This is a genomic window from Pantoea sp. GL120224-02, from assembly GCF_900215395.1.
GTDB lineage: Bacteria > Pseudomonadota > Gammaproteobacteria > Enterobacterales > Enterobacteriaceae > Pantoea > Pantoea communis.
Genome location: NZ_OBEC01000017.1, coordinates 26,739 through 48,916, shown reverse-complemented (window position 1 = coordinate 48,916; position 22,178 = coordinate 26,739). Strand labels below are relative to the sequence as shown.

Below are 22,178 nucleotides of genomic sequence, written 5' to 3'. Positions count from 1 at the left end.
CTGACGCTGAGAAGCAAAAAGCCAGAACTTGTGCGTCAGGAGCTGTGGGGCGTGGTCCTGGCCTATAACCTTCTGAGGTTCATGATGGCGCAGATGGCGTACAGCCTGAAAGGCGTGGAACCTTATCAGATGAGTTTTAAGCAGTCCGCACTGTATCTGAGAAGTCATCTGAGCCTGCTACCGGGCATCTCAGGGGGAAAAATACCGCGGATAATGGAAGAGATAATGGCGATGGCGCCAGGGCTGGTGCTGCCGGAAAGAAGAGTGCGGCATTACCCAAGGGCGGTAAAAAAGAAGCCGCAACGTTATCCGCTGCGGCCTCCATTAAGATCTTAACTGACAAGCATTAGGCGAATACGCCGGCTTTTTTGATCAGAACAGTTCGTGGCTTTGGCCGTTGTCCATGAGTGTGGTGCCCACATCATGCACTGAATACTCCGTTGGCTGAGTACCATTGATGAAGTACTCCTGACGGGTATTGCCGCCACCGTTGGCCAGCTTGCCCGTACCGCGATCGATCGTCACAGTGACAACGCCATCTGGCGGTGTCAGCGGCTGTACCGGCACGCCATCCAGCGCAGATTTCATGTACTCATCCCAGGCAGGCTGAGCACTCTTCGCGCCGCCTTCATAGCCAGAAATCTGGTCAGGAATCGCGCCTGACATGGTCGAGCGGCCCAGCGCGCGTGAATCATCAAAACCAATCCACACTGAGGTCACGACACCAGGGCCGTAACCCGAGAACCACGCATCCTTTGAACTGTTGGTGGTACCGGTTTTTCCGCCAATATCGTTACGCTTCAGGTCACGACCCGCACGCCAGCCTGTCCCCATCCAGCCTGGCTCACCGAACACGTTGGAGTTCAGTGCGCTTTTGATCAGGAACGACAGCGGTGTATTAATCACATGCGGTGCGTATTGCTGGTCACCTGCGGGTTGCGGCTGAGCAGGCACTTGCTCCAGCTCCGGCTGTGGCACCGCCTGATTCTGCGATTGATCGGAGGTCGCGACGTTTTCCACGCTCTCTTCGCTCAACGCCAGCGATTTTTTGGTATCACCGTAGATCACCGGCAGATTGCACTGTGGGCAGGCAATCTTCGGTTTCTCTTCGAACACTACGCCGCCTTGTTCATTCTCAATTTTGGTAATGAAGTAAGGATCGACAAGGAAGCCGCCGTTAGCCATCACGGCATAACCGCGCACCACCTGCATTGGGGTAAACGAAGCCGCACCCAGTGCCAGCGATTCGGTATGGATGATGTTCTGTGCTGGGAAGCCGAAGCGCTGCAGATACTCTGCGGCGTAATCCACACCCATCGCACGCATCGCACGTACCATCACCACGTTTTTCGACTCACCCAGGCCCTGACGCAAGCGGATAGGCCCCGCATAGGTCGGCGGTGAGTTTTTGGGGCGCCAGTCGGCTCCGGCACCCGCATCCCAACGTGAAATAGGCACATCATTCAGAATGGAAGCCAGCGTCAGTCCACGGTCCATCGCGGCGGTATACAAGAACGGTTTGATGTTTGAACCAACCTGACGCAGTGCCTGTGTCGCACGGTTGAACATACTCTGGTTGAAGTCGAAACCACCGACCAGCGCGCGTACCGCACCGTCTTCTGGATTGAGCGAGACGAGGGCCGAGTTGACCAGCGGCACCTGACCTAACCACCAATCGTTATCGACTTTACGCACCCAAATCTGCTGGCCTGCCTGCAGTACCTGCGTCACGCTGCGGGGCGTCGGGCCTTGTAGCGTGTCGGATTTGTAAGGACGCGCCCAGCGAACGCCCGCCATACTCAGAGAGACGCTGCTGCCGTCTTTCATCATCGCGGTGGCTTCATCGGCCGTGGCAGTGGTCACCACGGCGGCATTCAGTGGACCGTAGGTCGGCAGATCTTTCAGCGCGTTTTGAATGCGGCTCTTATCCCAGCTTGCTTCGCCCACTTTCCACAGCACGTTGGTCGGGCCGCGATAACCATGACGCATGTCATACGCCATCACGTTATTGCGAACAGCTTGTTGTGCGGCCTCCTGCAGATGACGCGTGACGGTGGTATACACTTTGTAGCCATCATCGTAAGCGGCATCACCATAGCGTTTCACCATCTCCTGACGCACCATTTCGCTCAGATAAGGTGCGGAGAAGGCAATTTCGGGACCATGATAGGTTGCGACCAGCGGCGTGTTGCGCGCGGCATCATATTGCTGCTGCGTGATGTAATTCTGGTCAAGCATACGCGCCAGTACCACATTACGACGCGCCAGCGCGCGCGCATGAGAGTAAAGCGGGTTAAAGGTTGATGGTGCTTTCGGCAGACCGGCAATCATCGCCATCTCACTCAACGAAAGCTGATCAACCGGCTTACCGAAATAGACCTGTGCAGCCGCTCCGACACCATAGGCGCGGTAACCCAGATAAATTTTGTTGAGGTAGAGCTCGAGGATTTCATCCTTGCTCAGCAGTTGTTCAATGCGAATCGCCAGGAACGCTTCCTTGATCTTACGCATCAGCGTGCGTTCAGGGCTAAGGAAGAAGTTACGCGCCAGCTGTTGCGTAATGGTACTGGCACCCTGCGAAGCATGGCCGGACACCAGCGCGACGCTGGCAGCACGGAAAATGCCCACCGGGTCGACACCATGGTGCTCATAGAAACGGCTGTCTTCGGTTGCAATGAACGCTTTGATCAGCTCAGGCGGCATCTGTTGCAAGGTGAGCGGCACGCGGCGCTTCTCACCGTACTGGGCGATCAGTTCGCCATCCGCGCTGTAAACCTGCATTGGGGTTTGCAAACGCACGTCTTTCAGCGTGTTCACATCAGGCAGCTGCGGCTCTATGTATTTGTACAAACCATAAACCGTGCCTGCTCCCAGCAGAATGCAACACACTGTAAGAATCAATAAATACTTTACGAACTTCACCTGAGAATTCCCATCTGTTGTCGTTTGGGCAGTTTATAAACAATCGCGCGGTAGTATAAAGGCAAGCCTGACGCTTTGATATACCCGTCATACTTCGAGCGGCAGCTACGTCGGCTGCGCGAGCTCACCTTAGACGCTGACTTCGGTAAGCGCCTGAGTAATAGTTCGTTTTCCGCCTTGCCGCCACTCGAAAGATTGAGGGTCTCTCTTTTTTTACCTTAAAAGATAAGGAGATCGCGCATATGGCTTTTCAGCGCTGGCAAATTGGATTGGACATCCAAAACGGGCAACTTTGCGCCCTGGGCATTGAACGCCGACGTCATGGCTGGCAGTTACGCCATTGGTGGCAGCAACCGCTGCCGCACGATACGTTACGCAACGGCGTGTTGCAAACTACCCCACTGTTACAGGAGATGTTGACGCGCTGGCAGCGCCATCTGCCGAAACGCTATTCACTGCGAGTTGGCTTGCCCCCGCAACTGGTGTTGCAGCGAACATTGCCGCTGCCAGAAACCTCGCTCAGTGAGCCAGCAATGAGCCGTTATGTGGCATCCTCGGCGCCACGCTTGTTTCCGGTTGAACCCGCCACGCTGTCGATTGACTACCGCTCGGCACGCAATGCAACGCAACTGTGCATTACGGCGGCTCGGCGTGAAGTGATTGCGCAGTGGCTGGCGCCGTTAAAGGAGGCTGGCCTGCGACCCGATGTCTTTGAACTGAGCAGCCTGGCGTTGACCCAAATCGCCATGCGCATGCCGCTGCATCGTGACCAACTTTTAATCCATCCGCTTAGCGATCACTGGCTATGGACGTTAGCCGGTGAGCCGGGCACATCAGGCGCGGCCACAGAGCCTCTAACGCTGGCGAAACTGCGTGATACCTTCCCTCAGGCATCCTCCATCTTTTGCACCTCGACCTACAGCCTGGCTGAACCCAGCGTGGCGCACTGTCAACCGCTTTCATTACTGCATTACCGGCAGCCGCCATTGCCCGCGCACGAAGGGGAGTTTGCCATTGCGCTGGGTCTGGCGCTGCGCCCGGAGGATGCATGATGCTGGCCGTCAATTTATTACCCTGGCGCGTCCGGTTGCAGCAGCGCCGCCGCCAGCAAAGTTTTTCCCTGCTGGGATGCGTCCTGCTGGCGACTGTAATGATGGTGCTGTCGTTATGGTGGCGCGGAAGCCAGACACAGGGCCAGATGCACAGGACGTTGGCGGATATCAGCCAACAGCATGAAGCGTTGCAACGCCAGTTGACGCGACAGCAACTGCTGCTGCAGCAACGCGATGAGCTATTAGAGACGCAGCGGATACGACAGCGTAAAAAGGATGAGCATCAGCGCTGGCAACAGTTCTGGCTGCGCTTGCCAATGTTGATGCAGGACACGCTTTGGCTCAAACGGGTGGAGCGGCGCCAGGGCGTCTTGCTGTTCGAGGGGCAGGCGCAGAGCATGATGGCGATCCAGGATTTTCGTCATCAATTGATGCGGCAGCCGCTGTTTGCCACGGTTAAACCGGCCAGCGTGCAGCGCCAAACCGCTGGGCACTATCGATTTGTCTTGCGCGCGCGGATGCAGGAGAACATCGGTGAATGATGCATTACAGCGCTGGCTCGCTTTAGCCCTGATGTGGCGGATTGCCTGCCTGTTAGGCATGTCTCTGCTGCTGATGCTTATGGCGTGGTGGATTTTGCTTCGCCCGCAGCAACAGGTCCATGCTGCCCAATTACGCCAGCAGGCGGTGATGTCACAACAGATGATGCAGCGTCAGCAGCTATTGGCTGCACGACCTGCCATCAACGTGCTGGAACAGGAAATCGCACGGTTACAGCAACCCATGAGTGGCGTCACTGAGCAAGCTACGCTTGAAGCTTTGATCACCGCGCGCGGCGATCAACTGGAAAGCTGGCTACCGGATAATCAGCCGCAGCAGTTACAGCTGCGGCTCGGCTGGACGCAATTTGTTCCGCTGTTTTCTGAGCTGTCATTGACTCGCCTGCCTGTACCGCAGCGCTTTGAACTCAAAGAAGAGCAGGGAGCGCTGAACACACAGCTGTGGCTGGAGGATGGAGATGCGCCATAGTGCATGGCTGTTAGTGCTGTGGAGCGGCTTTACGCTGGCACGCGATCCCTTTCAGCCGCTGCCCGAGGTGCAATGTCGGATGCAGGTAGCTGAACCTGATGGCTGGCGGTTGCAGGGCATTATCGGTACTCCCACGCGCTATGTTGCCTGGCTACGCTCACCAGAAGGAAAAAATCATCGGCTTGGCCCTTCGGCTCGGTTACCGCGCTCAAGCTGGCAGGTGGCAGCATTAACCGCGAATAGCATGACCTTGCATGTCGCGCAAAGCTGCCCGCCGCAGCAAATCATCTGGTCTATAAAAGGAGGATATTATGAAATGGATGACACTACTGCTGTGCCTGAGTTTGAGCCTGCCCCTGCAGGCAAATGAAGAACGCTTAAGCCTGGTGTTTGATGATGCCCCCGTTGAACGTATTTTGCAGGCGCTGGCAGATTATCAACAAACCAACCTGCTGATTGCACCTGGCGTTGAAGGGCGCTTATCACTGCGCCTGGAAAATGTAGGATGGGAACGCGCACTGGCGCTGGTGACCCGGCTGGCAAAACTCACCGTAGTGCAGGAAGAGGGCGTGCTGCTGGTTTATCCCGAAAGCTGGCAACAGATGCAGACACAACAGGCGAAAACAGAACATGAGGAGCGGCAACAGCAACTTCCTCTCGAACAGCAGTCCGTCACGCTGCATTACGCCAATGCCAGCGATGTCTATCGTAGTCTGCAAGCGGAGCGTTCACTCCTCACTTCACGCGGCAGTGTCACGGTCGATAGCCGCACCAACAGCTTGTTATTGCGTGACACCGCCGCCGCGTTGCGTGACGCCTCGCGCTGGTTGCGCGCGCTGGATATGCCACTCGAACAGGTCGAGTTGTCTGCCCACATCATCACCATCAATGAAGAGCATCTGCGTGAGTTGGGAGTGAACTGGCACACCGCACCTGCCCAAAGTGTGACGGCAGCCTTGCATCATCCACAGCTGGAGATCCCATTGGCGGTAAATAATCCTGCTTTGCGCGCGGGCGTTACGCTGGGTCAGGTCAGTGGCGGATTGCTAAATCTGGAACTCAGCGCGCTTGAGCAGGAGAACCAAATTGAAATCATCGCCAGTCCGCGGCTTTTTACCTCTCATCAGCAAACCGCTTCCATTAAACAGGGAACCGAAATTCCTTACGAGGTGAAGTCGGGCAGCAGTGGTGCAACGGCGATTGAATTTAAAGAGGCAGTGTTAGGGATGGAAGTGACGCCCATGGTGCTGGGGAATGGACGGATTCAGTTAAAACTGCGCTTAAGCCAGAACATGCCGGGGCGCAGCCTGAACGTGGGTGAAAGCAGCGTGCTGAGTATTGATAAGCAGGAAATTGAAACCCAGGTGACGCTGCGTGATGGCGAAACGTTGGCGCTGGGCGGGATTTTTTAACAACAGCGCATGCAGACCGAGCAGCGGGTACCTTGGTTGGGTGAACTGCCCCTATTGGGAACGCTGTTCCGTCAGCAAACCAAAGAACATAAAAAGAAGGAGTTGGTGATCTTCATTACCCCCAGACTGGTCAGGGAAGCAGCGCTTACAGCCGGATAAAGCGGAAAATTCACTCTGATTTGCCATCTGCGTTGACGCAGGGCAGGAATTAGCTTACAAGGTTTAGCGATTTTTAAAACGGTGTAGCGGAACGCGGCAGGATAACCTTCCGATGGGCGTCAGTCACAAGCGATACTGGCGTCAGAATATATTTTCCTTAAATAAATTGAGTTAAAGCGCGGTGGTGAAAGCGTTCATTTCTAAGCTTATTTCTGTAAGTTTCAGGGATGAAAAGACACAGCCAACGCGCATGCTGCTTGAAGTGTGAAGGAAACAGGAGGGGCATTACCGTCTCGCGAACCACAGACCGGTCCTGTTACAAGGTCGCCGGGGGCAATTTATTCGGTTGCCAAACGGCCATGAGTGTTGAGATAATTTTCAGTCTGACTCTTGTTAATGCTCATGAGGTCTCAGTTCCTGTCCCGCCAGCACTATGCTGAACGCGGGGTATCATCAACGAATTCTTAGTAATACCGATAAAATGGCAGAGAAACGCAATATCTTTCTGGTTGGGCCGATGGGTGCCGGCAAAAGCACTATTGGTCGTCAGTTAGCTCAGCAACTCAATATGGAATTTTTCGATTCCGATCAGGAAATTGAGCGACGTACCGGAGCGGATGTAGGCTGGGTATTTGATGTGGAAGGCGAAGACGGTTTCCGCGATCGCGAAGAGAAGATCATTAATGAACTCACCGAGAAACAAGGCATTGTCCTGGCGACCGGTGGTGGTTCTGTCAAATCCCGTGAAACCCGCAATCGTCTCTCCGCCCGCGGCGTGGTCGTTTATCTTGAAACGACTATCGAGAAGCAACTTGCTCGTACACAGCGTGATAAAAAACGTCCGTTGTTGCAGGTTGAAGAGCCACCGCGCGAAGTACTGGAAGCTTTAGCTGGCGAACGTAATCCACTTTATGAAGAGATCGCTGACGTCACTATTCGCACTGACGATCAAAGTGCAAAAGTTGTCGCCAATCAGATCATCAACATGCTGGAAAAAAATTAATCCAGCGCCCTGACGGCTCAGCAATAGGTATCGGTCATCATGGAGAAGATCACTGTCTCACTCGGGGATCGTAGTTACCCCATCACCATCGCTGCCGGACTGTTTAACGATCCGGCTTCTTTTTGGCCGCTAAAAGCAGGCGATAACGCCATGCTGGTGACCAATGAGACGCTTGCCCCGATCTACCTCGACAAGCTGTCAGCACTGCTTTCGCAGGCGGGCGTGAAGGTGGATCAGGTGATTTTACCTGATGGTGAAAAGTACAAGACGCTCGCTGTGATGGACGATGTCTTCACCGCGCTGCTGCAGAAACCGCATGGACGTGATACCACGTTAATTGCGCTCGGCGGCGGTGTGATTGGTGATCTCACTGGGTTTGCTGCTGCGAGCTATCAACGCGGTGTGCGCTTTATCCAGGTACCGACAACGCTGCTGTCTCAGGTCGACTCTTCGGTCGGCGGTAAAACAGCCGTCAACCATCCGCTGGGCAAAAACATGATTGGTGCCTTCTACCAGCCAGCCTCAGTGGTGGTCGATACCGATTGCCTGGCTACGCTGCCGGCGCGCGAATTAGCGTCTGGTCTGGCGGAAGTGATCAAATACGGCATTATTCTCGATGGCGAGTTCTTCCAGTGGCTGGAGCAGCATCTTGATGCTCTGCTGGCACTGGATCAGCAAGCCCTGGCCTACTGCATCCGTCGCTGCTGTGAACTCAAAGCTGAAGTGGTCGCCGCCGATGAACGTGAAAACGGTCAACGCGCGCTGCTCAATCTGGGCCATACTTTTGGTCATGCGATTGAAGCACACATGGGCTATGGCAACTGGTTGCATGGCGAAGCGATTGCGGCAGGCATGGTGATGGCTGCGCGTACCGCTGAACGTCTGGGACAGTTCTCTGCAGCGGATACCGATCGCATTATCGCGCTATTTCTGCGTGCCGGTTTACCGGTGCACGGCCCGGAAAGCATGCAAGCAGAAGCGTATCTTCCGCACATGATGCGCGATAAGAAAGTGCTGGCGGGTGAAATGCGTTTGGTGCTGCCTCTCGCAATTGGCCGCTCTGAAGTGCGCGCAGGTGTGGCACATGATATGGTGCTGGCTGCGATTAACGATTGTATAAAATACTGAAGATATCCGGAATAAGTTGAGCTGCAGCAAGGTGAGCATTGCATGCATTCCAGGCGCTGATGTGAGTGAGCGTCTGGATAATAAAGTGCAACCAACGCCGTTTCAGCTTGAGTATGACGGGTAGAGTGGTGATGCGGTGCGTGGGAAGCGTGCCGTTTTACGGAGGAGGCTAGATGGATGAGTTCAAACCGGAAGACGAGTTAAAACCTGATGCCAGTGACCGCCGTCCTACGCGGCCACGCAAAACGTCTTCTGCGCCGAAAGTGAAGGTACCTGTTTCTCGTCAGCATATGATGATGGGGATCGGCATCCTGGTTCTGCTGTTGGTAGTACTGGGCATCGGTTCGGCATTGACCGGTCCAGATGAAAAGAAACCAGCGACCACAGCTAATAATGGCAATGCGGCGCCGACGGCAACCGGTGGTGAAAAGAACATCGACCTTTCCGGCTCGACGTCCATGAGCGGCCAGCAAAACGCCACGCCTTCAGCGGAAGGAAACGCACCACAGACGTCAGCTGCATCATCCTCGCCAGCAAGCAGCGATTCCAACTCGATTTCTATGCCAGCGGTGTCTTCAACACCGACACAGGCTGCGCCTGTCGATACGCCAGCCAATCAGCAACGTGTGACGCTGCCGGGCGATCTCAACAGTGCGTTGAGCAACCAGCAAGGTCAGGTTGATAACGCCGCACAGGGTGCGCAAGGCAACAGTTCACTGCCCACTGCGCCTGCTACGGTGAGCGGTAACGGTAAAGCGATAACGCCTCCGGCGATGCGCTCTGAAATACCTGCGCGTGCTAATAGCAACGGTTCACGTGAAACGCACAGCAACACCGCGCATAAAGCGCCGGCCACGTCGAAACCAGTCGCCGGAGCAAAAGAGAATAAAACACATACCACCGCCGCACACAATGCACCTGTGAGTGCCAGCAGCGGTGCCAGTAAGTCACTGCCAACTGGTGGCAGCTACACGCTGCAGTTGAGCGGTGCGTCGAAAGAAGAGAGCCTGAATGCCTGGGCGAAGAAACAAAATCTGAGCGGTTATCATGTGTATAAAACCACGCGTAACGGTCAGCCCTGGTATGTGTTGGTCAGCGGTGCTTACGCTACGCCAGCCGATGCCAAGCGCGCAGTGGCATCACTGCCTGCTGAAGTTCGTGCGGCAAATCCGTGGGTAAAACCGTTGAGTCAGGTGAAGAAAGAAAGTCAGTAATTGATGTGGGGCTGCGATCATGCGGCCCCGTTTAAAGCGCAAAGCTGCTGTCGGTTCCACCACAGCCCATAATTAAGATGTAATAACCACGACAGCATGAAGAAAAATCGCGCTTTCCTTAAATGGGCCGGAGGGAAATACCCGCTGCTTGACGATATCCGTCGTCATTTGCCACAAGGTGACTGTTTAGTCGAACCTTTTGTGGGTGCCGGTTCCGTGTTCCTCAACACCGATTATGATCGCTATCACCTGGCGGACATCAACGGTGACCTGATCAATCTCTATAACATCGTTAAAAACCGCACGGTTGAGTTTATTGAAGACGCGCGGCAGCTGTTCACGCCTGAAGGTAATATCGCAGAGACCTATTACGCGCAACGTCTGGCCTTTAACGCCAGCAAAGATGAATATCAGCGTGCATTACTGTTTCTCTATCTCAATCGGCATGGCTATAACGGTTTGTGCCGTTACAATCTGCGCGGTGAGTTCAATGTGCCTTTTGGTCGTTATCGCAAACCTTACTTCCCGGAAGCGGAGCTGTTGTGGTTTGCCGAACGGGCGCAAAAAGCGACCTTTGTCTGTGAATCGTACGATGTTACTCTGAACAACGCCCCTGCTGGCTCAGTGGTTTATTGCGATCCGCCGTATGCGCCCTTGTCGGCGACGGCGAACTTTACCGCGTACCACACCAATAGCTTTAGCCTGCGCGAGCAGCAGCATCTGGCCGAGCTGGCAAATAAGCTGGCACATGAAAACAGCATACCGGTGCTGATTTCCAACCACGACACGCTGCTCACGCGTGAGTGGTATCAGAATGCGGTTTTACACGTAGTCAAAGCCCGGCGTTCCATCAGCCGAAGCATAAGTGGTCGCACTCAGGTTGACGAACTGCTGGCGCTTTTCCGCTAGCCTGTTTCGTCCGCGACCAACGCATTACGCCAGCTCTGGCTGGCGCACAAAATTGGGAGAATCGGATGAAACAATTTTTGCTGGCCCCTTCAATTCTTGCTGCTGACTTTGCTCGCCTGGGCGAAGATACCGCCAAAGCGCTTGCAGCAGGCGGGGATGTGGTGCATTTCGACGTGATGGATAACCACTATGTGCCTAATCTGACCATGGGGCCAATGGTGCTGAAAGCGCTGCGCGACTATGGCATTACGGCACCGATTGATGTGCATCTGATGGTGAAGCCGGTGGATGCACTGATTCCAGAGTTCGCTAAAGCAGGCGCGACTTACATTACCTTCCATCCTGAAGCCAGTGAGCACGTTGACCGCACACTGCAACTGATCAAAGAGCACGGCTGTAAAGCGGGTCTGGTGTTCAATCCGGCGACGCCGCTCGATTACCTCGACTACGTGATGGATAAACTCGACATCATTCTGCTGATGTCAGTGAACCCTGGCTTCGGCGGTCAATCCTTCATTCCCGGCACGCTGGACAAATTGCGTCAGGCGCGTCGTCTCATTGATCAAAGCGGTTACGATATCCGTCTGGAAGTGGACGGCGGTGTGAAGATCGATAACATCGGTCAGATCGCGGCGGCAGGTGCGGATATGTTTGTGGCCGGTTCAGCCATCTTTGGTCACCCCGATTACAAAAAAGTGATCGACGAAATGCGCGGCGAACTGGAGAAAGTTAATGGCTCATTTCACTGATATCCGCGCGCTGGCGTTTGATCTCGATGGCACGCTGGTCGATAGCGCACCGGGTCTGTCACAGGCCATTGATCATGCTTTAGGCGACTTGCAGTTGCCGCCGCCCGGCCTTGCGCTGGCCTCCACCTGGATTGGCAATGGCGCAGATGTGATGATGACACGTGCGCTGACCTGGGCACTAGGCCGTGAACCGCACGCCGAGGAGCAGCGCGACGCGCGCTCGTTGTTCGATAAGTACTACGCCGAAACGGTGGAAGCGGGCAGCACGCTGTTTCCGCAGGTGAAAGAGACGCTGGCGGCGCTGCACGCCAAAGGCTTGCCGATGGCCATCGTCACCAACAAGCCGACGCCGTTTGTCGCGCCTTTGCTGCAATCGCTGGGCATTGCCGATTTCTTCACGCTGATTATTGGCGGTGATGATGTGGTAGTGAAAAAGCCCCATCCGGCAGCGATCTTCCTTGTTTTGGGTCACTTTGGCGTACTGCAAAAAGAATTACTGTTTGTTGGTGATTCTCGTAATGATATTCACGCAGCTCAGGCTGCGGGTGTACCTAATGTCGGTATGACATTTGGCTACAACTATGGCGAGCCGATTGCCGCCAGCCAACCCGATCTCACTCTCGATACTTTTAGCGAACTTTTGCCCGCTCTCGGGCTGTAATTATCAGGATATAACATGAGCAAACCCATCGTTTTCAGCGGCGCCCAGCCTTCCGGTGAACTGACCATTGGCAACTATATGGGTGCGCTGCGTCAGTGGGTGCAGATGCAGGATGATTTCCACTGCATTTACTGCATCGTCGATCTGCACGCCATCACCGTTCGTCAGGATCCGGCTGCGCTACGCAAAGCCACGCTGGATACCCTGGCGCTGTACCTTGCCTGCGGTATTGATCCAGCAAAAAGCACCATTTTTGTACAGTCACATGTGCCTGAGCACGCGCAGCTGAGCTGGGTACTGAACTGCTATGCCTACTTTGGCGAGCTGAGCCGTATGACGCAGTTTAAGGATAAGTCCGCGCGTTATTCTGAAAACATCACCGCGGGTTTGTTCGATTACCCGGTGCTGATGGCGGCCGATATTCTGCTGTATCAGACCAACCAGGTACCGGTGGGCGAAGATCAGAAGCAGCATCTGGAACTGAGCCGCGATATCGCCGGTCGTTTCAATGCGCTGTATGGCGATGTGTTCAAAATTCCTGAGCCGTTTATTCCGAAATCAGGCGCACGCGTGATGTCGCTGCTGGAACCGACCAAGAAGATGTCGAAGTCGGATGACAACCGTAACAACGTGATTGGCCTGCTGGAAGACACCAAAGCGGTAGTGAAAAAGATCAAGCGCGCGGTCACCGATTCCGCCGAGCCGCCAGTGGTGCGTTACGACGTGAAAGAAAAAGCCGGTGTTTCTAACCTGCTGGATATTCTTTCTGGTGTCACCGGTAAGTCGATTCCGCAGCTGGAGCAGGAATTCGAAGGCAAGATGTATGGCCACCTGAAAGGCGAAGTGGCGGAAGCGGTTTCCGGCATGCTGACTGAGCTGCAGGAGCGCTATCATCGTTTCCGTAACGACGAAGCTTTCCTGAATCAGGTGATGCGTGATGGCGCAACCAAGGCCCGTGCGCAGGCGCAGGAAACGTTGAAGAAAGTTTATGAAGCGGTGGGTTTTGTGGCTCAGCCTTAATCAGCTAGCTGCCTGACCTATGAACGGCGAGTTGTGACGACTCGCCGTTTTTTTATGTTTAAAACCAGCGTAACTGGCGGCGCAGGCTGACCACGCGCCCGACGATAATCAGCGCCGGGCTGGCAAACTGCTGCGCCAGCGTGCTGAGTTCGGCTAACGTCGCGGTTTCCACCTGTTGTTCTGGCGTGGTGCCGTTCTGCACGATGGCGACCGGCATCGTCGCATCCATGCCATGCTGCAACAGCTGGCGCTGGATCTCGGGTGCCTGATTCAGCCCCATATAGAACACCAGCGTTTGCTGCTCTGCCGCCAGCTTACTCCACTCAATTTCGCCCTGTTGTTGCAGATGACCGGTGACAAAGCGCACGCTCTGCGCATGGTCGCGATGCGTCAGCGGAATGCCGCTGTAGGCGGCACAACCGGAGGCGGCGGTAATACCTGGCACCACGCTGAACGGAATGTTGTGCTGTGCCAGTACTTCTAGTTCCTCACCACCGCGACCGAAAATAAAGGGATCGCCGCCTTTCAGCCGTACCACGCGCTTGCCGCTCTGAGCCTGCTCTAACAGTAACTGGTTGATTTGCGACTGCGGCACGCAGTGATGCCCGGCCTGTTTACCGACGAAGATGCGTTCAGCATCGCGGCGCACCAGGTTGAGAATGGGTTCGGACACCAGACGGTCATACACCACCACATCGGCCTGCTGGATACACTGCAAACCTTTCAGCGTTAATAATCCGGCATCGCCTGGACCCGCGCCCACCAGCACCACTTCACCTTGTTGGGAGAGCGGCGCATCGAACAGCGTATCAACGATATGAGCGGCGCGTGGCTTGTCACCATTCGCCAGCGTTTGCGCCAGACGATCGCTGGCAAAGAAGCGCTCCCAAAATGCCCGGCGCTGTCCCATGCTGGCGAAGGTTTTCTTCACCCGGCTGCGCAGTGTGCCAGCGAGTGAAGCCAGTTGGCCCAGATGCTGCGGCAGCATCGCTTCCAGCTTCTCACGCATCAGGCGCGCCAGCACCGGAGCGCGGCCACCGGAGGACACCGCAATCATCAGCGGGGAGCGATCGACAATCGACGGCATGATAGCGCTGGCTTCCTGCGGTGCATCCACCAGATTGCAGAAGATGCGGCGTGCTTCGGCGGCATCGCCCACTTGCTGATTCACAGCGTCATCGTCGGTGGCGGCAATGACCAGCCAGCAGCCCTCCAGCCACTGCTCTTCAAATGTGCCGGGCAATAGGTGCAACTTTCCCTGTTCAGCCCACTGCTGAAACGCAGGAGAGAATTGCACTGCGCCAACGTGCAGTTCGGCACCGGCATCCAGCAGCAGGCGCGCTTTGCGCTCGGCTACATCGCCGCCGCCGACCAATAAACAACGCTTGCCTCGCAGACGGCAAAACAGCGGAAAATAGTCCATCGCTCATCCTCAAAAAAGCCCGCAATGTGCGGGCTTAAAAACGTTAAACCGATTTGAGCGCAGTGGCTTGTGGCGCCACTTGCGGCCGCTGAGCCTGTGGCGTGGCGTACCAGTATCCAAGGCCCATCAATACCATGCCGGACAACATGTTACCCAGCGTCACCCACAGCAGGTTATGACCGATGCCGCTCAAGGTCAGGTCGGCATTATGCTGACCAAACCACGACAGTGCAAAGACCGTCATATTCGCTACCGAGTGTTCATAGCCGGAGGCGATAAAGGCCAGCAGGCACCACCAGATGGCAATGAATTTTGCCGTGCCTTCGGTGCGCACTGCCATCCAGATCGCCAGACACACCAGCCAGTTACACAGCGCACCCTTGAAGAACAGCGCCATGGCGGGCTGCGTGGTTTTCGCCAGCGCGGCACTGTGAATCAGTGCGCCTGCATTGGGTAGCATCGCACCGGCTGCGTAGTAGTAGAGCAGGGCGACAAACACCGAGCCAATCAGATTACCCAGCCAGGTTTGCGGCAGTACGCACCACATCTGGCCCTGGCTGATGGTCCCGGCTTTAACGCCGACGGTGAGGAACATGGTATGGCCGGTAAACAGCTCCGACCCGGCAATGATCACTAACGTCAGGGCGATACCAAAGGTCGCGCCCATGATCAGCGGCCGCCACGCAGGATCGGCCAGATTGCCGAGTGTGAAAATCAGGATGATGGCGAGGCCGACGTAAGCGCCAGCCATCGCCGAACTGATCCAGAAGGCCAGCGGACTGTGCTGTGCCGTACGCACAATGCGCGCCGCGTTGGCGGCGCAGGTATTCAGGGTGTCAGTAAACATAGTGACGTCTCATAAAGTAAAAGAATTCTGTCAGGCGCACACTTCGACCTGGCCCGCAGTAACGCGCACCGGATAGCTCGCCACGGAACGGGCGGCATCTTCCAGGCAGACGCCGTCGCTTAAACGGAAGCGCTGTTTTTTCAGTGGGCTGGCGACCCACAGCGTGTGCTGATGTTCGGCAATCAGGCCGCGTGACAGCACGCTGGCTGCGGAGAAAGGATCGATGTTACTCAGCGCATAGAGTTGCTCATCATCATGCGGACGGAAGATGGCAATCTGCTGGCCTTTTACCAACGCGCAGACGCCGGTGGCAGGCAGGATTTGTTCGAGTTCACACACGGAATGCCACTGGCTCATGCGTCTATCTCCTCAATCTGGGTGATGGCAATACGCTCGGCAGGGCTTGCCGGACGGTGCTGATCGCGCTGAGCGACGTGCTGCACCAGCGGATCGCGCTGATCGCTGTTGATGAAGGTGCTGAAGTGGATGTGCTGCCGGGGATCGTTCACCGTCGCAGCCCATTCACACTCGACTTCAGCCCGCAGTCGCGCCAGTTCAGCTTCCAGTTGCGTATTCAGGCTGAGTTTGTCATCGATAATCACGCTGCGCAGATAGTTGATACCGCCTTCCATGCTTTCCAGCCACAGCGAGGTACGTTGCAGGCGGTCACCGGTGCGAATATAGAACATCATAAAGCGGTCGAGATAAGTCAGCAGGGTATCGCGATCCAGGTCCGCGGCCAGCAGATCGGCGTGGCGTGGCTTCATGCCACCGTTGCCGCACACATACAGATTCCAGCCTTTTTCCGTCGCGATGATGCCGACATCTTTGCCCTGCGCCTCCGCACATTCGCGCGTGCAGCCCGAGACGCCAAACTTCATTTTGTGCGGTGTACGAATGCCTTTGTAGCGGTTCTCCAGTTCGATACCGAAGCCGAGGCTATCGCCGACGCCATAGCGACACCAGGTGCTGCCCACGCAGGTTTTTGCCATGCGCAACGCTTTGGCATACGCCTGGCCGGTTTCAAATCCGGCATCAATCAGCTGCGACCAGATGGCAGGCAGGTCATCACGCTGGGCACCAAACAGGCCAATACGCTGTGAGCCGGTGATTTTGGTGTAAAGGTTGTACTGGCGCGCCACCGCACCGATCGTCATCAACCCTTCTGGCGTGATTTCGCCCCCGGGCGAGCGTGGGATCACCGAGTAGGTGCCATCTTTCTGGATATTGCCGAGGAACAGATCGTTGCTGTCTTGTAGCGGCGCGAGCTGTGGCTTGAGCACATAGTCGTTCCAGCAGGATGCCAGCAGCGAACCCACGGTGGGTTTACACACTTCACAGCCATAACCCTGACCGTATTTCGCCAGTAAGGCATCGAAGGAAGTGATCTCTTCGACACGAATCAGGTGATACAACTCCTGGCGTGAATAGGGGAAGTGCTCGCACAGGTGATTGTTGACTTCGATGCCCTGACGGCTCAGTTCCGCGTTGAGCACCTGAGTGAGCAGCGGAATGCAGCCGCCGCAGCCGGTGCCGGCACGGGTTTCGCTTTTCAGCATCGCCACGGTATGGCAACCGCCTTGCACCGCGTTGACGATATCGCCTTTGCTGACATCGAAGCAGGAGCAGATTTGCGCGCTATCCGGCAGGGAATCGACTCCCAATACCGGTTTCTCGCCGCTGCCTGCGGGCAGAATCAAACCTTCGGGATTGTCGGGCAGTGCGATGTTGTTGAGTGCCAGCTGCAGCAGATTGCCGTAATCACTGGTATCACCGACCAATATCGCGCCGAGCAGCGTGCGGTTGTCTTCGCTGACAATCAGGCGTTTGTAGATGTGTTTCTGTTCGTCGAGCCACATATAGCTGCGCGCGCCCGGCGTGCGGCCATGCGCATCGCCGATACCACCGACATCCACGCCCAGCAACTTAAGTTTGGCGCTCATATCGGCACCGGAAAAGGCACTGTCGCGTCCCAGCAACGCATCGCTGGCGACCTGTGCCATTTTGTAGCCCGGCGCGACTAAGCCGAACAGCCGGTTCTGCCAGGCTGCGCATTCGCCGACGGCATAAATTGCCGGATCGCGCGTCTGGCAGCGGTCGTTGATGGCGATGCCGCCACGCTGGCCGATTTCCAGCCCACACTGTTTTGCCAGCTTGTCTTGCGGACGAATGCCAGTGGAGAACACGATGAAATCGACATCCAACGCGCTGCCATCGGCGAATTCCAGCGTCTTACCGCCTTTGGCGTGATGCACAATCTGCTGGGTGTTTTTGCCGGTATGCACCAGTACGCCCATCTGCTCGATCTTACGACGCAGTTGCTCGCCACCTTGCGCATCCAGCTGTTCCGCCATTAATCCGGGCGCGAACTCAATGACATGGGTTTCGATGCCGAGGTTTTTCAGTGCGCCTGCCGCTTCGAGACCTAGCAGACCGCCGCCAATCACGGCACCGCGTTGGCTGCGGCGGGCACAGGCTTCTATGGCGTTGAGATCTTCGATGGTGCGATAGACAAAGCAGTCACTGCCTTCGGCGCCTCTTATCGGCGGTATCCACGGATAAGAGCCGGTGGCAAAAATCAGCGTGTCGTAATGCACCGCGCGACCGGTATTGGAGTGAATCAGTTTTTCGTCGCGGTTGATGGTAATTGCCCGCTCACCGATCAGCAGGTTGACCTGATGTTTTTCGTAATAGCCGGGGCGAACCAGTGACAGCTCTTCAGCGGTGTGATGGGAGAAGTAGGCGGAAAGGTGGACGCGGTCATAGGCGACGCGCGGTTCTTCACAAAAGACGGTAATGGCAAATTGGCCGGGTTCGGCTTTGTCGATCAGTTCTTCTATAAAGCGGTGGCCGACCATGCCGTTGCCAATAATCACGACACTGTGCTTGCTCATGCTTGCCTCAAAAATTGCGGTATCTGCGCTTACGATAGCGCGCAATATCAGGCGCTTATTGATGCACATCAAGCGCACGGCCATATACCTATTTAGAGGTATGTAATTGATTTTGAACGAAAATGATAAGTGGCTTATTTGATTGGATATTGTGCAGCATCGGTTGCCATCAGTGTCGCTGCTACAAACTGAGCTGAGGGCTTTTTTGCATGGTCATTTTGGCAGACTAAAAACCTATGGCACAGACGGAAAGATTTTCATGCTAGCTTAACCTGTGGCTTAAAACGGGAGGAAGGCATGGCGAATCGCACACTAAAGTGGATCAACAACCTGCGTCTGGCCGGCCAGCAGGGTCTGTGGCAGATGGAAATCAACGGCGGCAAAATAACGGCATTACGCCCCCAGCCACCGCAAATCACGCAGCAGGATGATGCGCTGGATGCCGAAGGAGGGCTGGCAAGTGCCCCCTTTATCGAACCGCATATCCATCTCGACACCACGCAAACCGCCGGGCAGCCTGCCTGGAATCAGTCCGGCACCCTGTTTGAAGGCATTGAACGCTGGGCGGAGCGCAAGGCGCTGCTCAGCCATGACGATGTCAAACAGCGCGCACAGCAGACGCTGAAGTGGCAAATTGCCAACGGTATTCAGCATGTGCGTACCCATGTTGATGTTTCCGATCCCACTCTCACCGCGCTGAAAGCGATGCTGGAAGTAAAGGCGGAAATGGCGCCATGGATCGATATTCAAATCGTGGCGTTTCCGCAGGAGGGGATTCTCTCCTATCCAAATGGTGAAGCGCTGCTGGAAGAGGCATTGCGTCTCGGTGCCGATGTGGTGGGCGCCATCCCGCACTTCGAGTTCACACGCGAGTATGGCGTGGAATCGCTGCATAAAACCTTCGCGCTCGCTAACCGTTATGACCGCATGCTGGATGTGCACTGTGATGAGATCGATGATGAGCAGTCGCGCTTTGTCGAAACCGTGGCGGCACTGGCCCATCGTGATGGCAACGGCGAACGTGTTACCGCCAGCCACACCACGGCGATGCACTCCTACAACAACGCCTACACCTCGCGCTTATTCCGCTTGCTGAAGCTTTCAAAGATTAATTTTGTCGCTAACCCACTGGTGAACATTCACCTGCAGGGGCGTTTTGACAGCTATCCCAAACGCCGTGGTATCACGCGGGTGAAGGAGTTGCTGGAAGCCGATATTAACGTCTGCTTTGGCCATGATGATGTGTTTGATCCCTGGTATCCGCTCGGCACCGCCAGCATGCTGCAGGTGCTGCATATGGGATTACATGTCTGTCAGTTGATGGGCTACGAGCAGATCGACAATGGCCTGAGCCTGATCACCACTAACAGCGCGAAGACGATGCAATTGGAGGATTACGGTCTGGCGGTAGGTGACCATGCCAGTCTGATTATTCTGCCGGCTCAAAGTGGCTTTGATGCGGTGCGCAGACAAGTGCCTGTGCGCTATTCGATACGGCAGGGAAGCGTGGTGGCGGCAACGCAGCCCGCGAGCAGTGAAATCTATTTGGGTGAGGCGGAAGCGGTGACATTCCGACGATAGTCGCTGCATAAAAAAAGAGTGCGCATCACTGCGCACTCTCTTGCTACTGAGCCAGGCAACAGAGGTGAACGTTCACCCCTGCACGTCACCGATTAGTGCGTAATATGGCCGTGCTGGCGATGTTTGGTCACAAAGCCCAGCAGCACGCACATCACAAACACCACGGCATACAGGCCATTGGCGGTAGAGAGCGCTGCATGTGCGCCGCCTTTCGCCACAATCGGGCCGGTGACCACGAAGGTCAGCATGGTGCCGACGGTGCCGCAGGTGAGGATAAAGTTCACCAGCTTCGGCGAAGAGACTTTGGTTTGCAGCGAGCCCAGCGTAATGATGGTGGTGTAGATAGCGCTGGAGCTGAAGCCGAGAATCATAATGATCCAGTGCAGCATGCTGGCGTCACTGGTGGTGACAAACCAGTACATTAAACCGGTCGCCAGAGCCGCCAACACCATCAGGATGCGCTGCAGATCGAAGAAGCGCAGCAGGAAGCTGAACACCCACATACCGACCATGTACGCGGTCCAGAAGTTACCGACAAGCTGACCAGCCGCCGCAATATCCATGCCCATCGATTTGGTGGCGTACTCTGGCACCCAGGATATAAAGCCCAGCTGACCGAGGATATAGCACAGCGCCGCGATAGACAGGAACAACACGCCGATGCCCCATTTCTCTTTCTCGCCGCCTTGTACGGCTGCTTCGCTTTTCAACTCCGGGAATTCCACCATCAGCGTCAGGACGAAGATCGCGATATAAATCACACCGATGCAGGCGTATACCCAATACCACGGCAGCATGCGCGCCAGCAGTACGCCAGCGATGATCGGGAAAATGGTACCGGCCATGCTGAAGAACGAGTCGGTAAACAGTAGGCGCGAACCACGCTGACGGCCATCGTACAGATGGGTAATCAGGAAGGTACCGATCGACATGGTGATACCGCTGACCACACCGAGCACAAACATGCACAGCGAGAAGACGGTCAGGTTATGGCTGGTCATCAGGCCTGCCACCGCGAGGATCATCAGCACAAAGCCAAAAATCAGCTGGCGTTTCAACGGCACAATCACCATCAGCCAGGCGTTAAGGAATACCGCGACCAGGATACCGGCATTCAGGAAGGTGAAAGTGTTGCTCATTTCTGAGATGGGCAACTGGAAGTATTGGGCAATATTATCCAGTACCATACCGGTAACGATCACCAGCGCGCCGGTGAGCGCGTAGGAGAAAAAGCTGATCCAGGTAAGGCCAATGCGATTACGGTTTGTCATGTTCTGAACCTGTGATGCGCCGGGATTGGCAAAAAGTGTCATGAATTGTAAATGCAACTGTGATCTTAATAAACAACGAGTGTAACGAGCGCTAAATATTTCATTAATAGTGTGATTTTCGTCACGCAAATGATTGCGCACCTCAAAAAGTATGACAATCGCAACATCAGCGTAAATATCGGTAAAACGCTGGCTCTTGTATAACTTGCTCTTTACAATCGATCTCGTTTTTGAGCTTGCACTCCATGGTAAGGAATCTTTCATGTTTAAACGTACTTTGACAGCGGCAGTCGCCCTGTTAGCGCTCTCTTCTGTATCCGCTACCGCTCTGGCAGCCAAAGGGGATACCCATGTGCTGCTCACCACCTCTGCGGGCAATATCGAACTCGAACTGAACAACCAGAAAGCCCCGGTTTCGGTGAAAAACTTTGTCGACTACGTCAACAACGGTTTCTACAACAACACTATCTTCCACCGTGTGATCCCGGGTTTTATGATCCAGGGCGGCGGTTTCACCACGGATATGCAGCAGAAGCAGACCGTGGCACCGATCAAAAACGAAGCCGACAACGGTTTGCGTAACCTGCGTGGCACCATCTCTATGGCGCGTACTGCAGATAAAGATAGTGCGACCAGCCAGTTCTTCCTCAACGTCGCGGATAACGCCTTCCTCGATCACGGTCAACGTGACTTCGGTTATGCGGTATTTGGTAAAGTTGTGAAAGGCCAGGATGTGATCGATAAGATTGCTCAGGTACCAACCAAAGATGTCGGCCCGTACCAAAATGTGCCGTCAAAACCGATTGTTATCCTGTCTGCGAAAGTCCTGCCTTAATGAATTAACGCGCCGGCACTCGTCGGCGCGTTCTGCTGCTCTCCGGCAAAGCTAAAATTAGCTCTTATA

At 55.3% G+C, this 22,178-nt stretch carries 19 protein-coding genes and 2 pseudogenes; 15 read left to right on the top strand and 6 right to left on the bottom strand.

Annotation, left to right across the window (positions count from 1 at the left end; translation table 11 throughout):
• Positions 1-336, top strand: a pseudogene (locus CRO33_RS23150) (IS4 family transposase); the annotation flags it as partial.
• A 36-nt stretch (positions 337-372) separates the two neighbouring features.
• Here CRO33_RS23150 and mrcA read toward each other — a convergent pair.
• Positions 373-2,922: a peptidoglycan glycosyltransferase/peptidoglycan DD-transpeptidase MrcA gene (gene mrcA / locus CRO33_RS23145; RefSeq protein WP_034819629.1), complete on the bottom strand. Its 2,550-nt coding sequence runs from the start codon at positions 2,920-2,922 to the stop codon at positions 373-375.
• Between the two features lie 242 nt (positions 2,923-3,164).
• Here mrcA and pilM point away from each other — a divergent pair, with 242 nt between their 5' ends.
• The 12 genes and pseudogenes from pilM to trpS all read left to right on the top strand — a co-directional run bounded on the left by pilM (position 3,165) and on the right by trpS (position 13,258).
• Positions 3,165-3,974 carry a pilus assembly protein PilM gene (gene pilM / locus CRO33_RS23140; protein ID WP_097119711.1) on the top strand — a complete coding sequence of 270 codons (810 nt, stop codon included), beginning with the start codon at positions 3,165-3,167 and terminating at the stop codon, positions 3,972-3,974.
• Positions 3,971-4,516: a PilN domain-containing protein gene (locus CRO33_RS23135; RefSeq protein ID WP_255253304.1), complete on the top strand. Its 546-nt coding sequence runs from the start codon at positions 3,971-3,973 to the stop codon at positions 4,514-4,516. The genes pilM and CRO33_RS23135 overlap by 4 nt, the downstream gene beginning before the upstream one ends.
• The gene (locus CRO33_RS23130; RefSeq protein ID WP_097119710.1) at positions 4,509-5,003 is read left to right on the top strand and encodes a HofO family protein; all 495 of its coding nucleotides are present in this window, start codon (positions 4,509-4,511) and stop codon (positions 5,001-5,003) included. Before CRO33_RS23135 ends, CRO33_RS23130 begins: the two co-directional genes overlap by 8 nt.
• Positions 4,993-5,373, top strand: a complete 381-nt coding sequence (locus CRO33_RS23125; RefSeq protein WP_097119709.1) for a HofP DNA utilization family protein — start codon at positions 4,993-4,995, stop codon at positions 5,371-5,373. Before CRO33_RS23130 ends, CRO33_RS23125 begins: the two co-directional genes overlap by 11 nt.
• Positions 5,315-6,574: pseudogene (hofQ, locus tag CRO33_RS23120) on the top strand (DNA uptake porin HofQ). The gene CRO33_RS23125 and the pseudogene hofQ overlap by 59 nt, the downstream one beginning before the upstream one ends.
• Positions 6,575-7,055: 481 nt before the next feature.
• Positions 7,056-7,577, top strand: coding sequence for a shikimate kinase AroK (gene aroK, locus CRO33_RS23115; RefSeq protein WP_034820046.1), 522 nt, complete (start codon positions 7,056-7,058; stop codon positions 7,575-7,577).
• 39 nt (positions 7,578-7,616) lie between these two features.
• Positions 7,617-8,705 carry a 3-dehydroquinate synthase gene (gene aroB, locus CRO33_RS23110; protein WP_097119708.1) on the top strand — a complete coding sequence of 363 codons (1,089 nt, stop codon included), beginning with the start codon at positions 7,617-7,619 and terminating at the stop codon, positions 8,703-8,705.
• A gap of 173 nt (positions 8,706-8,878) precedes the next feature.
• On the top strand, positions 8,879-9,919 hold the full coding sequence (locus tag CRO33_RS23105; protein ID WP_097119707.1) for an SPOR domain-containing protein: 1,041 nt from the start codon (positions 8,879-8,881) through the stop codon (positions 9,917-9,919).
• Between the two features lie 96 nt (positions 9,920-10,015).
• Positions 10,016-10,828, top strand: coding sequence for an adenine-specific DNA-methyltransferase (dam, locus tag CRO33_RS23100; protein ID WP_034819614.1), 813 nt, complete (start codon positions 10,016-10,018; stop codon positions 10,826-10,828).
• A gap of 65 nt (positions 10,829-10,893) precedes the next feature.
• The gene (gene rpe / locus CRO33_RS23095) at positions 10,894-11,577 is read left to right on the top strand and encodes a ribulose-phosphate 3-epimerase (protein WP_034819612.1); all 684 of its coding nucleotides are present in this window, start codon (positions 10,894-10,896) and stop codon (positions 11,575-11,577) included.
• Positions 11,561-12,238: a phosphoglycolate phosphatase gene (locus CRO33_RS23090; RefSeq protein WP_058960590.1), complete on the top strand. Its 678-nt coding sequence runs from the start codon at positions 11,561-11,563 to the stop codon at positions 12,236-12,238. Before rpe ends, CRO33_RS23090 begins: the two co-directional genes overlap by 17 nt.
• A 15-nt stretch (positions 12,239-12,253) precedes the next feature.
• A complete protein-coding gene (trpS, locus tag CRO33_RS23085) occupies positions 12,254-13,258 on the top strand; it encodes a tryptophan--tRNA ligase (protein WP_034819607.1) in 1,005 nt (334 codons plus the stop codon).
• A gap of 58 nt (positions 13,259-13,316) precedes the next feature.
• Here the strand turns inward: trpS and cysG are convergent, their stop codons facing one another.
• The 4 genes from cysG to nirB are packed head-to-tail and all read right to left on the bottom strand — an operon-like array spanning position 13,317 to position 18,422.
• The gene (gene cysG / locus CRO33_RS23080) at positions 13,317-14,681 is read right to left on the bottom strand and encodes a siroheme synthase CysG (RefSeq protein ID WP_097119706.1); all 1,365 of its coding nucleotides are present in this window, start codon (positions 14,679-14,681) and stop codon (positions 13,317-13,319) included.
• Positions 14,682-14,724: 43 nt separating this feature from the next.
• The gene (gene nirC / locus CRO33_RS23075; RefSeq protein ID WP_097119705.1) at positions 14,725-15,528 is read right to left on the bottom strand and encodes a nitrite transporter NirC; all 804 of its coding nucleotides are present in this window, start codon (positions 15,526-15,528) and stop codon (positions 14,725-14,727) included.
• A 30-nt stretch (positions 15,529-15,558) separates the two neighbouring features.
• On the bottom strand, positions 15,559-15,885 hold the full coding sequence (gene nirD / locus CRO33_RS23070) for a nitrite reductase small subunit NirD (protein ID WP_038644290.1): 327 nt from the start codon (positions 15,883-15,885) through the stop codon (positions 15,559-15,561).
• Positions 15,882-18,422 carry a nitrite reductase large subunit NirB gene (nirB, locus tag CRO33_RS23065; RefSeq protein WP_097119713.1) on the bottom strand — a complete coding sequence of 847 codons (2,541 nt, stop codon included), beginning with the start codon at positions 18,420-18,422 and terminating at the stop codon, positions 15,882-15,884. Before nirB ends, nirD begins: the two co-directional genes overlap by 4 nt.
• 297 nt (positions 18,423-18,719) lie before the next feature.
• Between nirB and CRO33_RS23060 the strand changes: the two genes are divergently transcribed.
• Complete coding sequence (locus tag CRO33_RS23060) at positions 18,720-20,003, top strand: cytosine deaminase (RefSeq protein ID WP_097119704.1); 1,284 nt, start codon at positions 18,720-18,722, stop codon at positions 20,001-20,003.
• Between the two features lie 92 nt (positions 20,004-20,095).
• On the opposite strand, the gene tsgA is transcribed toward CRO33_RS23060, so the two are convergent.
• Positions 20,096-21,274 (bottom strand): MFS transporter TsgA, encoded by a 1,179-nt coding sequence (tsgA, locus tag CRO33_RS23055; RefSeq protein ID WP_097119703.1) that lies wholly within the window; start codon positions 21,272-21,274, stop codon positions 20,096-20,098.
• A gap of 262 nt (positions 21,275-21,536) precedes the next feature.
• On the opposite strand from tsgA, the gene ppiA reads away from it, so the two are divergent.
• Entirely contained in the window at positions 21,537-22,109 is a 573-nt protein-coding gene (gene ppiA, locus CRO33_RS23050; protein WP_034819591.1) for a peptidylprolyl isomerase A, read from the top strand.
• The last annotated feature ends 69 nt before the right edge of the window (positions 22,110-22,178 follow it).